The organism is Lactobacillus sp. B4005 (assembly GCF_026536045.1).
Classification (GTDB): Bacteria; Bacillota; Bacilli; order Lactobacillales; family Lactobacillaceae; genus Lactobacillus; species Lactobacillus panisapium.
This window is the reverse complement of the sequence record NZ_JAFNOZ010000002.1, coordinates 402,864-416,272: the sequence shown is the minus strand read 5'-3', so window position 1 is coordinate 416,272 and position 13,409 is coordinate 402,864. Positions and strand designations below refer to the sequence as shown.

14 protein-coding genes are annotated in these 13,409 nt (G+C 36.5%); 7 read left to right on the top strand and 7 right to left on the bottom strand.

Translation table 11 applies throughout. From position 1 onward, the window contains the following. Positions 1-10 precede the first annotated feature (10 nt). From J3U73_RS06450 to J3U73_RS06440, 3 genes are all read right to left on the bottom strand, one after another. Entirely contained in the window at positions 11-868 is an 858-nt protein-coding gene (locus J3U73_RS06450; RefSeq protein WP_267409911.1) for a TIM barrel protein, read from the bottom strand. 332 nt (positions 869-1,200) lie between these two features. Next, positions 1,201-1,785: a hypothetical protein gene (locus J3U73_RS06445; RefSeq protein WP_267409909.1), complete on the bottom strand. Its 585-nt coding sequence runs from the start codon at positions 1,783-1,785 to the stop codon at positions 1,201-1,203. Positions 1,786-1,803: 18 nt separating this feature from the next. Then, a complete protein-coding gene (locus J3U73_RS06440) occupies positions 1,804-2,298 on the bottom strand; it encodes a hypothetical protein (RefSeq protein ID WP_267409907.1) in 495 nt (164 codons plus the stop codon). Between the two features lie 252 nt (positions 2,299-2,550). Between J3U73_RS06440 and J3U73_RS06435 the strand changes: the two genes are divergently transcribed. Together J3U73_RS06435 and J3U73_RS06430 are read left to right on the top strand one after the other, a co-directional pair. Further along, positions 2,551-2,892, top strand: a complete 342-nt coding sequence (locus J3U73_RS06435) for a hypothetical protein (RefSeq protein ID WP_267409905.1) — start codon at positions 2,551-2,553, stop codon at positions 2,890-2,892. A gap of 222 nt (positions 2,893-3,114) precedes the next feature. Next, the gene (locus J3U73_RS06430; protein ID WP_267409903.1) at positions 3,115-5,475 is read left to right on the top strand and encodes an SLAP domain-containing protein; all 2,361 of its coding nucleotides are present in this window, start codon (positions 3,115-3,117) and stop codon (positions 5,473-5,475) included. 67 nt (positions 5,476-5,542) lie between these two features. Here the strand turns inward: J3U73_RS06430 and J3U73_RS06425 are convergent, their stop codons facing one another. From J3U73_RS06425 to J3U73_RS06410, 4 genes are read right to left on the bottom strand one after another with little or no spacing between them, the layout of a single operon-like run. Then, positions 5,543-6,841 carry an ABC transporter substrate-binding protein gene (locus J3U73_RS06425; protein WP_267392529.1) on the bottom strand — a complete coding sequence of 433 codons (1,299 nt, stop codon included), beginning with the start codon at positions 6,839-6,841 and terminating at the stop codon, positions 5,543-5,545. Continuing rightward, positions 6,831-7,514, bottom strand: a complete 684-nt coding sequence (locus J3U73_RS06420; RefSeq protein WP_220269033.1) for a response regulator transcription factor — start codon at positions 7,512-7,514, stop codon at positions 6,831-6,833. Before J3U73_RS06420 ends, J3U73_RS06425 begins: the two co-directional genes overlap by 11 nt. After that, on the bottom strand, positions 7,507-8,835 hold the full coding sequence (locus tag J3U73_RS06415) for a sensor histidine kinase (protein WP_267409901.1): 1,329 nt from the start codon (positions 8,833-8,835) through the stop codon (positions 7,507-7,509). The genes J3U73_RS06420 and J3U73_RS06415 overlap by 8 nt, the downstream gene beginning before the upstream one ends. Beyond that, the gene (locus J3U73_RS06410; protein ID WP_267409899.1) at positions 8,835-9,848 is read right to left on the bottom strand and encodes a substrate-binding domain-containing protein; all 1,014 of its coding nucleotides are present in this window, start codon (positions 9,846-9,848) and stop codon (positions 8,835-8,837) included. Before J3U73_RS06410 ends, J3U73_RS06415 begins: the two co-directional genes overlap by 1 nt. Before the next feature lie 212 nt (positions 9,849-10,060). Between J3U73_RS06410 and J3U73_RS06405 the strand changes: the two genes are divergently transcribed. The 5 genes from J3U73_RS06405 (at position 10,061) to J3U73_RS06385 (ending at position 13,117) form a co-directional block, all read left to right on the top strand. Next, on the top strand, positions 10,061-10,498 hold the full coding sequence (locus J3U73_RS06405; RefSeq protein WP_220269036.1) for a PTS sugar transporter subunit IIA: 438 nt from the start codon (positions 10,061-10,063) through the stop codon (positions 10,496-10,498). A 17-nt stretch (positions 10,499-10,515) separates the two neighbouring features. After that, positions 10,516-11,019, top strand: a complete 504-nt coding sequence (locus tag J3U73_RS06400) for a PTS sugar transporter subunit IIB (protein ID WP_220269037.1) — start codon at positions 10,516-10,518, stop codon at positions 11,017-11,019. A 72-nt stretch (positions 11,020-11,091) separates the two neighbouring features. After that, positions 11,092-11,958: a PTS mannose/fructose/sorbose/N-acetylgalactosamine transporter subunit IIC gene (locus J3U73_RS06395; RefSeq protein WP_220269038.1), complete on the top strand. Its 867-nt coding sequence runs from the start codon at positions 11,092-11,094 to the stop codon at positions 11,956-11,958. A gap of 2 nt (positions 11,959-11,960) precedes the next feature. After that, the gene (locus tag J3U73_RS06390; RefSeq protein WP_220235091.1) at positions 11,961-12,803 is read left to right on the top strand and encodes a PTS system mannose/fructose/sorbose family transporter subunit IID; all 843 of its coding nucleotides are present in this window, start codon (positions 11,961-11,963) and stop codon (positions 12,801-12,803) included. Positions 12,804-12,820: 17 nt separating this feature from the next. Continuing rightward, the gene (locus tag J3U73_RS06385) at positions 12,821-13,117 is read left to right on the top strand and encodes a DUF202 domain-containing protein (RefSeq protein WP_267409897.1); all 297 of its coding nucleotides are present in this window, start codon (positions 12,821-12,823) and stop codon (positions 13,115-13,117) included. Positions 13,118-13,409 lie beyond the last annotated feature (292 nt).

Below are 13,409 nucleotides of genomic sequence, written 5' to 3'. Positions count from 1 at the left end.
TTGTTTCCTCCTATATTTTTTTCAGCATTTCAATACTGGTTGTAAGATTTGCTTTAGCTTTTTCGTAATTCCATTTACGTAATTCATTGGAAAATGGTTCAAAGGAAAATAAACCGTCAAACTGGCTGTTTGCAAACCACTTAATAGTATCGTAAGCACTAATATTATCGTGATTTGGATCACCTAAAAGTACCCGATCTTGATCTGTCAGTTTTGATTTTGGTCTTTTAACTTCAACCGTACTCATGTGGATTAGTCCTACTTGACTAACATCCAATTTTTCGTCTAAGTCCTTTCGTGTAACGCCACCCATAAACCAATGAAATAAATCTGCAACTACTTTAAAGTTATCGGCTCCTGCTTCTTTAATAATGTCAATGGCTCTAAAAGGTGTTCTTACAGAGCTTTCTGGGAAGCCTAAGGTTTCAAAAAGTCCAGACATTCCTTCTTCTTCAAGTTGCTTTGCAAAAACCTTGACTGTCTTGACGCCTTCGGTAAATTTTTCATTATTGCTGCGATAATCATGCTTATCCATAACTGGACAAAAAAGTATTTTTTTTGCACCAATGCCCTTAGCAATTGTAATCATTTCATTTAAGTCTTTAAGATTATCCTCTTTTTGCGACAATAGATCAGTACTGCCTAGTGAGTTGATATCTTCAACCTGAACGTCATACTGTTTTAACAAGTCGTTGAACTCAGAAATGCTCATTCCGTCCAAAATGTTCTTATTATCTGGCTCACTACCCAGGTCATTGCGCAATTCTACGTGCTTAATTCCTAAATCATGTGCTAGTTTAATAAAATCCGTAATTGGAAGACCGGGAGCAGACTTCCGATTAAGACATAAATTTGAGTTATTGATCATTGAAAACCTCCATTTTTAAAGTTCTATTTTTCCACTATAAAAGCGTTTTCCATAATCAATAGTAAATAATAAAAGAAGGTTGGTAAATGTAAAAACCGCGCACATAATTGTACTTTTATATAGTGTAAAATGCTGTTAACAAAAGTTAGCATTATGAAAAAGTATGTACCATAATTAAATGTTTACGATAGTTTAGCTTAAACAAAGTGAACTGAGAGGATAAACTATTCAATTAGAGTTACAAAAAAGCAAGTTTACCAATTAGGCTGACTTGCTTTTATTTTAGTTTTAAGTTTATAGCAGTATTAAAATACTAAGCTTTGCTTTGATGTTTATTTCTCATTGAATTTTTGCGTTTCTTGTGTTTTTTTAAGTTTTGAAGGTGCAATCGGTTCTCCAAATGGCAAAGTAGGTAATTTAAGTACAAGCCAAATCAAGAGTGGTAATAGACCTATTTCAAGGTACCCGATAACTGATACAGCCACTCCAAACCACAGAAAGCAAGAGCGGATAATTTTTATATAATAAAATATCCGGTTAATTTTCCAGTCTTTTTGGTTTTTGACCTTAAAATATCTGATTTTTGACGCTTTTTTTTGATGATCATTATTACTGTTAATACGGCTTTCTTGAACGGTATTTTTTTCGTTAAAAAACTTAGCAGAGTTTGCTTGCCTATTTGTCGCACTTTTTGTTTTGATTTTTTGACTGTTGGCTTCAGTAAATAATTTTCGTGAATCAATGGTAGTTCGGCTGTAAAGGGCATTGTACACTTTTTGCTTCGGATGTGCCCAACCCATACCGCGTTTCCCGTAATTAGGAATGATTGCTTTTTTTAGAGCTCTCGTAGCTCTACCCTTGGTTCTTGCAGCAATAGATTTTTTGAGACTTGGCTTTCTTAGACCTACTTTTATCATTGTCATTAACCTCTTTTTTTAATATTTCCATTTGCATAGTGTATAGCCTTGACGAATAGCCTGCCCTAACTTCATACTAGTAATATTTCCGTTTGCAGGTCTTAAGCCTCTGCAGTCTGGATCAAAGTGATACCTTCTGCCGGAATTTGGTGCTACATAGACAGTTTGATTGTTACGCTTGTTTTCAGCAGATTGCTTTTGTTGTTGCTGTTTTAGTTGTTTCTGCTGTCTTTTTCTTTGCAGTTTTAACTGCCTATTATGTCTTATTTTAGCTTCTTTTTGAGCCCTTTTTCGTCTTTTTGTAGCTGAGCTTTTTTGTCTTGCTTTTCTTTGAGCAGTTTCCTCGACAGCTGCTTTTTTCTTAGCTGCAAGTTTTTTTACACTGCTGCTTTTCTTTTCCTTTGAATTTTTAGAGGCAGTATTCGTTTCAACTTTTGCTGATTTTGGTTCACTGTTATTATTAGTTTCAGCTTCAGAACCATTTCTAATACCATTTGTAATGAAGATTACCACAATAGTAATTAGCCAAAACCACCATCTCTTATAAAACCGTTTTTTATTATCATTTTTATCTCCTTTATTTTGATTCTAAATAAACAGTTCATATATAGAGATAATTGTGGCGATAATTCACATTTTTTCTAGACAGATTATTAGTTATAGAAAAATGGTGAAATAGTAATTATAGTCTTATAATTATCAAAAACGTCTTGTTGCCCAGGCGTTTTGTTTCATATAACTAGGTTAAATTTGTGGGGTGCTATTATGAATATTGGACCATTGTCAGAGTGGGTTACTGCATTTGCAGAGATCGCAGCAGTATGTGTTGCTTTGTTTTTACCAGTTTATGATAAAAAGCAGGAAAAACGCAAAAGAACACGTAACCTGAAAGCAATATTTAGGTATTTAATTAAAAAATCGCTTGATGAAGAGAACACATCAAACTTAGAATCGTATTTTAAAATCAGTTATCTTATCCTTGACAGCAATGATGATAAGCAAGTATATTCCATGGTTCAGCATGCGATTGAAATATTAAAAAATAACGAAATATCGCAAAGTAAAAAAGAACAAGATATTGACCAAGTAATTAAATATTTAATGTAAAAATGATGTCAAAATGTGCTTAGCAATTAACCTGTTGGGCACACTTTTTTATAATAAGGAGCTTGTAACGGTGCTTTTTGAAGTCGACTGTACAAAATCACAAGTCCATAAGAAAGTGACATTTATCATCTACTATACCTACTGAGTAACATATATAATGAAGTTGTCATGACTTAGAAAGCGCTTTTAAAAAATACTAATAGAATTTTTGGAGGCACAATAATGATAATTAATAAGCTCCGGTTAGCTACTTCGATTGCGGTAACAGCCATTTTGAGTGTTGGTCTCGTAAATATGAAAGCAGTTAAAGTTTTTGCAAGTACCACAAATATCCCAAGTACTTTATTGGAACAGGTGAAAAACACTCAAGCAACTTCTACGGCTGATGAAAACGACCCTTTGCTTGATGGCAAGTATGTTTCAAATGGATATAGTGATAATGGGTATACATTTTTGAAGCCAAGTGATACTTCCTCCGAACGGACAAGTTCTTTTCATCTGGATACGCAAGAGGGCTGGTCAAATGATTTACAGACTATTGTTTTTGATAGCGAAAATAAAGAATGGAATATCTATTATCTTCATACAGAAAAAGTAGTCAATGGTGATACGGGTGCCAAGCAGAATTGGGAACGCGTAACCACTAGGGACTTTATCCATTTTAGCAAGCCTAATATTGCAATTGCTGATTTAAAAGGTGACATTGGTGATGCTTGGAGCAGTGCTTGGACTGGAAGTATTATTACTAATCAAGGTAATATTGCTGGTGTACCTAAGGGGGCTAAAGTCGCATATTTTTCCGGCTTGAGCAATAAAGATAATCAACAAAATATATGGACTGCTTGGTCGGATGATAATGGGAAAACTTTTAGCCACCCGTTAAATGACAAGAAAATTATTCTAGACCATTATTGGCCATGGACATCGATTAATCGTTCAGATGAACGTGATCCTTCTGTCTTTTACTGGAAGGGTAAGTTGATTATGTACGCTGCAGAAGGCGATAAGATCGGGGTATATAAGTCTGAAGATGGACTTGTCTGGTCCAACGCTAATACTAATCAGGCTGACAGCAAATTATCTAGTGATCTCTTTTTTAAAGGACTACCGTTTGAAGCACCCGTTGAATGTCCAGCTGTCAGAAGTATGAAGATGACCAATGGCAGCACTAAACAGGTTTTATTCTTTGGTGCTAAGGCACCACAGGCTGGGCAGACTACCGGCACCTATTATATTGTCGGTCACTTAAATGATCAGGGTCTGTTTGTACCAGAAACTAATGCTAAAAGAATGGACCAAGGGACGGATTATTACGGTGCAAACTTCACTGGCAGCGATGACTTGACTCAAGCCGATGATTCACTCATTACAATGGGTTGGGTAGGAAACTGGAACTATACAAATTCTGGCATTAAGGCAAATCAAAGTGGTTTTTCACCAAATTCAACCCGGCTTGGAACTTATACGTTAGCTAGAAAAATCACTTTAAACAATGATTTAACTATCTCCAGCTCGCCAGTTACTGAGAATCTTGAAAAAGATCCGGACAAAAAGGTAACTGGCACTGTTGGAAATCAGCCTGCTTCTAAAAACAATTATTATGAACTGCTTAATTTAACCCAACAGCCTGTTAACAGCAAATTTAATCTGCATTTTTCTACTAAAAATAGTGAAAATTATCAGGGTGCGGTTAAAATATCTTTCACTCAAGGTAAAGACAGCAACTTTATTATTTTTGATCCGGCAACCGGAAAATATCGTATTGCGGGACAAAGCAGCGAGCTATCCGGTGGTGCGGCTGATTACTATAAGAATGGTCTGGCCAGCGGCTTGGGTTACATTAATGATTCCGGCCTGAAAGGCATTAACGACTTTTCAATAACTGCCTTCACGGATAAAAATGTCATTGAATTGTTCTTTTCCAACGGTCAAACTGCGACATTAGCCCGTTTTTGCGTCAATAATGTGCAAGACGTCAAGGTGGAAGCCCAAGATGAAAACAAAGTCAACCAGTTTGACATTGCTTATGGTCAAGTAGGCACGAAACTAGTGGGTTTCGAGCAACAGTCGGGAAATACCGATAACACAGGTGGCAGTTCAACAGGTAATAATACGCAAAATACGGGCAGCACAAGTAATGACAATACTACTTCAAATGTTGATGCTGGAAAAGTCGAAAATGAGGCGGGTAAACCAAAACAACCTGCAGATCATACTAATGGCAAAAAAGCTAAGAAAAGGACTGTAATGCACGATGCTTTTATATATACTACTGAAGAAAAAAGGACATCATATAAACTTAAAGCTGGCTCAATCGTCAGAACTTATGGCATAAAGAAGATTAATGGTAAAAGATATTATGTTCTAACCAATAAGCGCTGCATTTTGGCTGCCAATATTTCTGGGACAAAAAGAAAACTGAAGCATAATGCGTTTGTCTACGATAACAAAGCTAAACGAATTAAGAAGCTGTTACTGCAGAAAAAATCTGCAGTAAGAACATATGGCGCTGCCATTAAGATTAATGGTAAAAAGTATTACATAGTTGGTAAGAATGCGTTTGTGAAGAAAGCAAATTTTTAAAGTTTGCTAATTAAAAAATCCATTTTCTTAACCTCAAGGTTATAGAAAATGGATTTTGTTTTGCTTTTTATTCTTCGTCAGTTTGGTTGACCTGGAGCTGAATATTAAACAATTGAGTTTCTAAGTCGCCGGATTTTAAAGCGTTTTGAATCTTATAATCTAGTCTTTCTAGCTTATTATTATAAGACTTAAATTTTGGGCTGATTGCTCCGTCTTTCATAATCAAATCCAGTTTTTTGGTAGTTAAATTATGATAACTGATTACTTTTTCATCGAGTATCTTTTGTGCAGCAGGACTGTTAACGACACTGGATAAAACTGAAGTGCCCATATTGGTTTTCATTACTTCGCGTTGAATGTTCTTATTCGTACATAAAAGTTTCATAAATTCCCACGCACTTTGGGCGTTTTTCGCCTTGCTGGAAATGGCAAACATTGTAGTCTCCATTGGTGTGGCCAGTGCGTGACTAATTCCGGGCATTTTTGTGCACTCCCAGACAAAATTGTTGTTACGTGTGATGTGAAATGGATAGGAAGTATAAGTCCGATATTGGGCCAGACCTAAAGGCATAAACGCTACGCTGCCTTTATCAAAAAGACGAGAGGTGACATTGTATGAGGGCTGGTCGTTAGTGATATTTTCAATTAAGGAAAAGGCCTTCCTGGCGGTATCAGTAGTTAGCTGCACGTTATTGTCATCTTTGCTAAAAAGTTGATTCCCATATGCTAGCTGGGCATCTTGCCAATTATAATTCATGGTAACGCTATAGTATTTTCGCTTTTTTGTGGAATAAACAACGCGTCGGCAAAGCCTGTAAAATTGGCTTGGCGTCCAATTTTCACTCGGCGTAGCAATCTTTAATTTTTTTAGCAAAGTTTTGTTCATTACCATCAAAGTCGGGTTAGCTTCATAGGGCAGAGCAAGTTGTTGGCCATTATATTGTCCGGCTTTTAGGGTGCTCTGGTAAAAGACAGCAGGCTGAATCCGATCCTTTTGCATCATTTGACGTAGGTCTTTAAATGCGCCTTCACTGGCCAGAGCATTAAAATCTCGGTTGGGGACAATGATTAGGTCAGGAGTCTTATTTTCAATGATCTTTTCACTAAGCCAGTTGCGATAATCGTCCTGCTGGATTCCACCCTCATACTTGATTTTAATTTCTGGATGTTCTTTTTTAAACTTCTTGATTGCATAATCGATTACGTGGTATTGGTGACCATTGGGCACGTCCCAGCTGCTGCTAGTATAGAGGCCGATGGTTAAAGTTTTTTGCTGTTCAGTGATATGACGCTTCCAAACAACGACACTCGTAATAAACACAATAATTAACGCGATGATGATAAATAATCTTTTCTTAACTTTCATCATCATCACCAATTGATTCGCTAGTGATTCCAGTTTGTACAGCCCAAATAGCTAGCTGTGTGCGATCCCGCAGCTGCAACTTATCCAAAATTTTAGAAATGTAGTTACGAACTGTTCCCTCTGATAAAAACAGCTTGGCAGCAATTTCTTTGTTGGAAAGTCCAAACCCAACTTGTTGAATCACGCGCCACTCATGCTTAGAAAAGTTTTTAGTGTCCTTGTCATTAACCTGAATTGCGTAATTTGCCTGAGCCATCTTAGAAAATAGCTTGAAAACTTTTTCTGCAATATCGGGATTAATCATTGCCCCACCGTTATAAACAGTTTTGACAGCTCTATATAAATCTTGAGTTGATGCACCTTTTAAAAGGTAGCCAGAAGCTCCATATTTTAAAGCACTAAAAATAAAGTCGTCGTCATCAAATGTGGTTAAAATAATTACCTTTATGTTAGGATATTTTTCCTTGACATACTTGGTGCAGACAGTACCGTCCATCTTAGGCATTCTAACGTCCATCAAGATGATATCAGGCATCTTCTTTTTAATACTATCTAAAACCTCCTGACCGTTTGCAACCGTATCCGTTACGCAAAAGTCTGGATTAGCGTTTAAAATAATTTTTAACGAATCGCGAATCAGTTGTTGATCATCTGCAATCATAATTTTAATCATCTGTGTCACCTTCTATTGGAATTTCAACCTTAGTAGTAAAACCATTTTTGCCATCAAAGCTGATCTTACCATTAATAATCGCTACACGTTCCTTCATTTGTGTAATTCCGTAACCCGGCCTGAAGTTTGTTGCTCCTAGTCCGTTATCTTTAATTATCATCTGGTAAATATTGCTTTCGCTTTTAGTGCATTTGATGCTTACCTCACTGGCATGGCCGTGGCGTAGTGAGTTGGTAATCGACTCTTCAATGATGCGGAAGACCACGTCTTCGGTCGTTTTCTCAAAATCGGTTGATCCCCAGTGGTAGGAAAAGTTAATTTCGATTCGGGAAATGTCAGCATATTCCTTCAACATCTTTTTTAATGATTCTTCAAGCGTATAGTTGGTAAGTGCTCCTGGTCTTATACGATTTACGGCTTTGCGGACATCTTTAATACCCTGCTTTACCGCTACTTGAATCTTAGTTAGCTGCTTTTTAGTTGCTTCAGGATCAATATCAATTAAAACCAAAGTAGCATCAATTCCTGCTGCAATTCCTGTCAAAGCATGTCCAACTGAATCGTGAATGTCACGAGCAATTCGTTTTCTTTCTCTATCTTTGGCGATGTATTCGGAAAAAGCAGCGTAGTTTTTTAATTCATAGTTTGCCTTAGAGGCTAAGGCAAGTTTGTTTTGAATGTCGTTTTCCTGATTTAGCTGATAAATTGCGAAATAAATTAAAATTAGGATAAATAAAGTTAAATTTAAAGTAGTGATAAAGTTTTTCCAGAAAACAAGCGAAGGTCCAATTTTTCCGGGCAAAAAACTTAAATAAGTAGTTATATCCGGCAATGTCATGAAGTGACTCAAAATTGAATAATCTGTTACTAGCAATATGATAAGCAAAAAGCCAACAACTAAAACCCAGATCAGATAGTCGCGAAAATTGTACTGGTTACGGTTGCTGATAATAAAGTCAACAAAAATAAGTAAAAAAATACCATTATAAGTCATTCGTAGTGTAACAAAAACAGTAATGGCCAAGATAAATTCGATCAGTATGATTAAGTTGTTCAACTGCGAATTATGGCTAAATTTTTGGGTATGATGATGAAATAGCATTACAAAAGCTAAAACTACAAAACTAATAATACTCTGCCAAAAAATAGTTTGAGGAGAATCAGGAATGTGGTGTAAAGAGGAAAGCAACTGGTAAGACTGTTCAGTTTTAATAACATAATCTGTGGCATAAATAAACAAGGTTGCGTTGAACAAAATTGCAAAAAAGTTTAGCCATAACATCATTCTGCGCAAGACGATCAAATACTTAAACTTTGGCATCACTGCCACCCCAAAACATTGTAGTGATTAATGTTTTTATTAGTAATCAAATAAACGGGCAGGATAATTTTTGGGGGGACTCTTTTGCCGGCAATTAATTTATAAGCGACTCTAACGGCTGTTTTTCCCATATTAATTGGTGTTTGCGCAGAACTAGCAATCGCGTTGTGGTTAACTCCAAGCAGCTTTTTCATGTTTTCTGAACCGTCTACGCTGTACACATCAATCTGTCGCTTTACTCCTACCTCATCGATTGCAGCTAGGGCTCCAACTGCAGCCTGATCATTTAAAGCCATAATGGTGTTAAATTTAGCTCCATTCTTTAAGGCCTTTTCTACTAGCGGTAAAGTAATCTCGGACTGGCCATAAGTATTAATTTTACCTACGACATGGAAATTTCTGTGATTAGGCGATTTTTTGAGAGTATCAGTGAAGCCTTGAATACGGTTATTAGCCGAATAAGCTGAATAATGCTCAAGAAGGAGAATAGTTGCGCTTTTTCTGCTTCTTAATAAATGTTCAGCACAAAGCTGTCCTGCCCGGTAATTATCAGACAATATAGTACAGTCAACATAACGGTCAGATTTCATTTGCGAGTCGACGACAATAACTTTAATACCCTTAGTTTTAGCTTTATGCAGGGCTTCTTGGATTTTAATACTATTACCATCAACGGGATTAATAATGATTGCGTTGACACCCTGATTGATAAATGAATTAAGTTCCTGGACCTGTTTATCAACAATTAAAGCAGGATCGCGATTATATAATCGACCATGACGGTTATCGATGTAATTAGCGATTTGTTCATTTAAAACAGGGTAAAAACTATTGTTCATTGTCATGTAGGTAGAGCCAATCTTTGTTTGCTTATTTTGGCTTGGATTAACAATAAAGACTAAGTAGACTAACAAAATAAAAAATGCAGCGAAAAGCAGTTCGATGCCCAGTAAAATTCGTGTATAAGGGTTTTGGTTTTTTCTATGCTGCTTTTTTGGTTTCGGCAAATTCAATGTCAACATCTCGTTTATTTATTAATAGTAAAAAGCTGATGCTTTTCATATAAATTATTATTGCTGAAAAATCCTGTTCAATCAACAATATTCAGGAAAGCGCTTTAAATAGTGACAAATGTCACACTCAGATTGATGACATTTAGCACTGGTAGCGCATCCAAAATCTGTGATAATTTTTACTTGCAATAAGAAAAGAGGGGAATGACGAATTGAAATATTTAATATTGGTTTCTCATGGCAAGTTTGCGGAGGGCATTAAAACTTCGCTTGAAATGTTTGCTGGAGATTCCACTAAGCAGTGCTTTGCATTGTGTCTTCATAATGGTGAATCGGCTACAGATTTTGAAACAAAAGTTGACCGCTTTTTGCAGGAGCAGCAATTTAAAAAGAATGATGAATTCGTGATTTTAGCAGATATTATTGGCGGAAGTCCGCTGACTACATTTTTGGATTCATTTTCTAAAAAAGGATACCTAGAAAAGGCAGTAGTTTTAGGTGGAATGAATTTTTCAATGGCCCTAACTGCTATCGTTTCTTTAAGCATCATGAGCAAAGAAGAACTAGCAAAAGCGGCTTTAAGTGAAGGAGAAAAAGCAATCAAACAATATAAAATTTCACAACTAACAGATGACGAAGATGATATTTAGATTTTAGGAGAGAAAAAATGACAGTTTCATTAATTAGGGTTGATGACCGAATTATTCATGGCTTAATCACTACTCGCTGGGCTAAAGAGCGTCCGTGCGACGGAATTATTGCTGTAAATGATCAGGCTGCTTCTAATCCAATCTTGAAGTCAGCTTATAAATCTGCTGGCGAAGATCAAGGTAAGAAAACTTTTATTTGGACCATGAAACATTTTAATGATGTTAGAGAAAAAGTCTTAAGTTCCCAAACGCGCTATTTCTTGATTACCAAAACCCCGCAAGATATGAAACATATTTTGGTTGATCTTAACTTTGTCCCGAGTGAACAAAAAGAACTAATTGTGGGACCAGGTAATGATCGTCCAGGTGCTATTAAACTGGGAAGCAATCAGTCGTTTACGCAAGAAGAAGGAGATGCATTTGAAGCAATCAGTCAAAAAGGGTATAAAGTCCATTTTGCTTTACTTCCGGATAAACAGTTAGGTTATTGGGATAAATTTAAGGCTAAATTTGGCTATTAGAGTTGGTCCAATTAAGTTTCAGTTTAGTTAATTTAAAAAGTTAGTTTTTAATTTTTAGAAGAAGGAGAAAAAATGACTATAAGTTGGGTACAAGCCGCCATTCTTGGAATTTTTGCATGTCTTTGTTCAAATTCCTGTATGGCTGGTCAAGCAGTAGGTAATTATACTATCGGCCGCCCGTTAGTTGGTGGACTAGTCTGCGGGATTGTTTTAGGCAATATTCCTCTGGGCATTGCTTGTGGCGTTGCCACGCAATTAGTTTATATTGCTCTTGTTACACCCGGTGGAACAGTTGCAGCTGACGTTAGAGCAATTTCATATATTGGTATTCCTTTAGCAATGGTGGCAATTTCTTCTCGTGGATTGAATCCACTAGGTGCGGATGCCGCCAATATGGCAAAATCACTTGCTACTTTGGTAGGAACAGTTGGGTCAGTATTGTTCTATGCTGTAGCCTTTATGAACTTAATATGGCAAGCGTTTGGCTGGAAAGATATTGAAAATGGTAAATTGAATCGCTTATATAGTGTTGACTTTGGTTGGCCATGGGTTTCTCACTTGGTATTTTCTTTTTTGCCAACTTTACTGATGACGCACTTTGGTGCACAAGCAGTTACGGCATTAAGAACTGCGCTTCCAATGGACGGTATTCCGATGAAGACATTGTTTACCGTTGGTGCCATGCTTCCATGTGTAGGGATAGCAATTTTATTGCGTCAAATTATTAATCAAGCTACAGATTTTATTCCATTTTTAGTAGGCTTCACCTTAGCGGCATCGTTACACCTTAATCTTGTTGCTGTGACGGTCATTTCATTATTATTTGCAGTAATTATGTATGAAATCGAAATGGCTAAAAATTCTGGGAAATCATCTGCAAATACAAAGTTTGCTTCTACCAATGAGACTATTGATGATGAAGAAGAGGAGGATATTTAACGATGGATGCAGGAAAGAAAAGAATAAGTCATAAGACCTTAAGTAAATCTTTTAACTTGTGGTTTTGGGGAGCATTAACCTGTTTTTCACAAGAACATATGCAGACATTCGGTTATTTGTGCTCTATGCTGCCAATTATTAAGGAACTGTATCCCAACGATAATAAGACACAGACCGAAAACATTAAGGCATATACTGCATTCTTCAATACTAATCCAATGTTAGGATCAATTATTATTGGTACAACAGCTAGTTTGGAAGAAGCACGGGCAAATGGTGAAAATATTGATGGTGAGACAATCAATGATATGCGTGCAGGTTTGATGGGCCCAATTGCTGGCATTGGTGATTCGCTAATTGATGGTACGTTAATTCCAATTTTGTTAGGTATTGCCCTAGGGATGTCCAGAAATGGATCCCCGATTGGAGCAATTTTCTATATTATTGCTTGGGATTTAATTGCTTATTTTGGTCAGCGCTTTTTATACTTCCGTGGATATAAGCTGGGCGATAAGGCTGTAGGATTTCTTGTTGGTAAGCAAGGAAAGGCCGTTCGCCGAGCAATTTCAATTGTTGGTGGTATGGTTGTTGGTGGCGTCTTGGCAACTTGGGTTAATGTAACAACTTCATTGCAATTAAAAGATAATACTGGTCATGTCTTTCTTGATTTGCAAAAGCAATTAGATGGTATTTTTCCCGGAATTTTAACTGTTATTATCACGTTATTTTGCTGGTGGTTAATGGCTAAAAAACATGTCTCTGCCATCTGGACAATGATTATTTTAATCGGTGTTGCCTTTATTGGTGTTGTACTTGGCGTCTTCAATCCAGGCTTGAAGTACTAAATCAGGAGCAAATGGGAATGGAAATCAAAGAAATAACCAAGGGATATCAAGCCGAGGTAAACTACCAAAAGAAAATGCTGCAAAATCTTCAGTACTGGCTGCAGTTTTTCTTAGCAACTGGTGCAATTGGTGTTGTCCTGTGCTACTATTTCTACTCTAAGACAGTTGGGCTATTTATTTTAGGGGTTATTTTACTGATTATTGGCATGCTGGGGTCAGTCATAATCGTTTATGGTCGTCATAGGGGAAAACAAAATCTTAACTTACTGATTGATGATTATCAGGCCAAGATAAATTATCTAAAAAAGCAATAAAAAGCCTGATATGGGCCCAAAAATTACGACAGTTTAATAAATTTCAGCTGAGGACTAATTCCCTACATTCAATCGGGTTAGTCCTCTTAGCTTGTTATAGTAATTGATATTTTTTGTTTCTTCGGTTGTTACGAAGAATAAAAAGCAGATAAGACAACTTTTTGGTGTTTTGTTGGCTTCTTTTTACTTCAAAGAGCCATTTTTTAAAACACCTTCTTTATAGCTATATCTTTGCATGATTAACTGATTTTGTACAAGAAGTTAACATCTATTAGTCGATTAAGGGAGATAC

Coding starts and splice junctions, on each gene's coding strand:
- J3U73_RS06450 (WP_267409911.1), bottom strand. CDS start 868: ATGATCAATAACTCAAATTTATGTCTTAATCGGAAGTCTGCTCCCGGT.
- J3U73_RS06445 (WP_267409909.1), bottom strand. CDS start 1,785: ATGATAAAAGTAGGTCTAAGAAAGCCAAGTCTCAAAAAATCTATTGCT.
- J3U73_RS06435 (WP_267409905.1), top strand. CDS start 2,551: ATGAATATTGGACCATTGTCAGAGTGGGTTACTGCATTTGCAGAGATC.
- J3U73_RS06430 (WP_267409903.1), top strand. CDS start 3,115: ATGATAATTAATAAGCTCCGGTTAGCTACTTCGATTGCGGTAACAGCC.
- J3U73_RS06425 (WP_267392529.1), bottom strand. CDS start 6,841: ATGAAAGTTAAGAAAAGATTATTTATCATCATCGCGTTAATTATTGTG.
- J3U73_RS06420 (WP_220269033.1), bottom strand. CDS start 7,514: ATGATTAAAATTATGATTGCAGATGATCAACAACTGATTCGCGATTCG.
- J3U73_RS06415 (WP_267409901.1), bottom strand. CDS start 8,835: ATGCCAAAGTTTAAGTATTTGATCGTCTTGCGCAGAATGATGTTATGG.
- J3U73_RS06400 (WP_220269037.1), top strand. CDS start 10,516: ATGACAGTTTCATTAATTAGGGTTGATGACCGAATTATTCATGGCTTA.
- J3U73_RS06395 (WP_220269038.1), top strand. CDS start 11,092: ATGACTATAAGTTGGGTACAAGCCGCCATTCTTGGAATTTTTGCATGT.
- J3U73_RS06390 (WP_220235091.1), top strand. CDS start 11,961: ATGGATGCAGGAAAGAAAAGAATAAGTCATAAGACCTTAAGTAAATCT.
- J3U73_RS06385 (WP_267409897.1), top strand. CDS start 12,821: ATGGAAATCAAAGAAATAACCAAGGGATATCAAGCCGAGGTAAACTAC.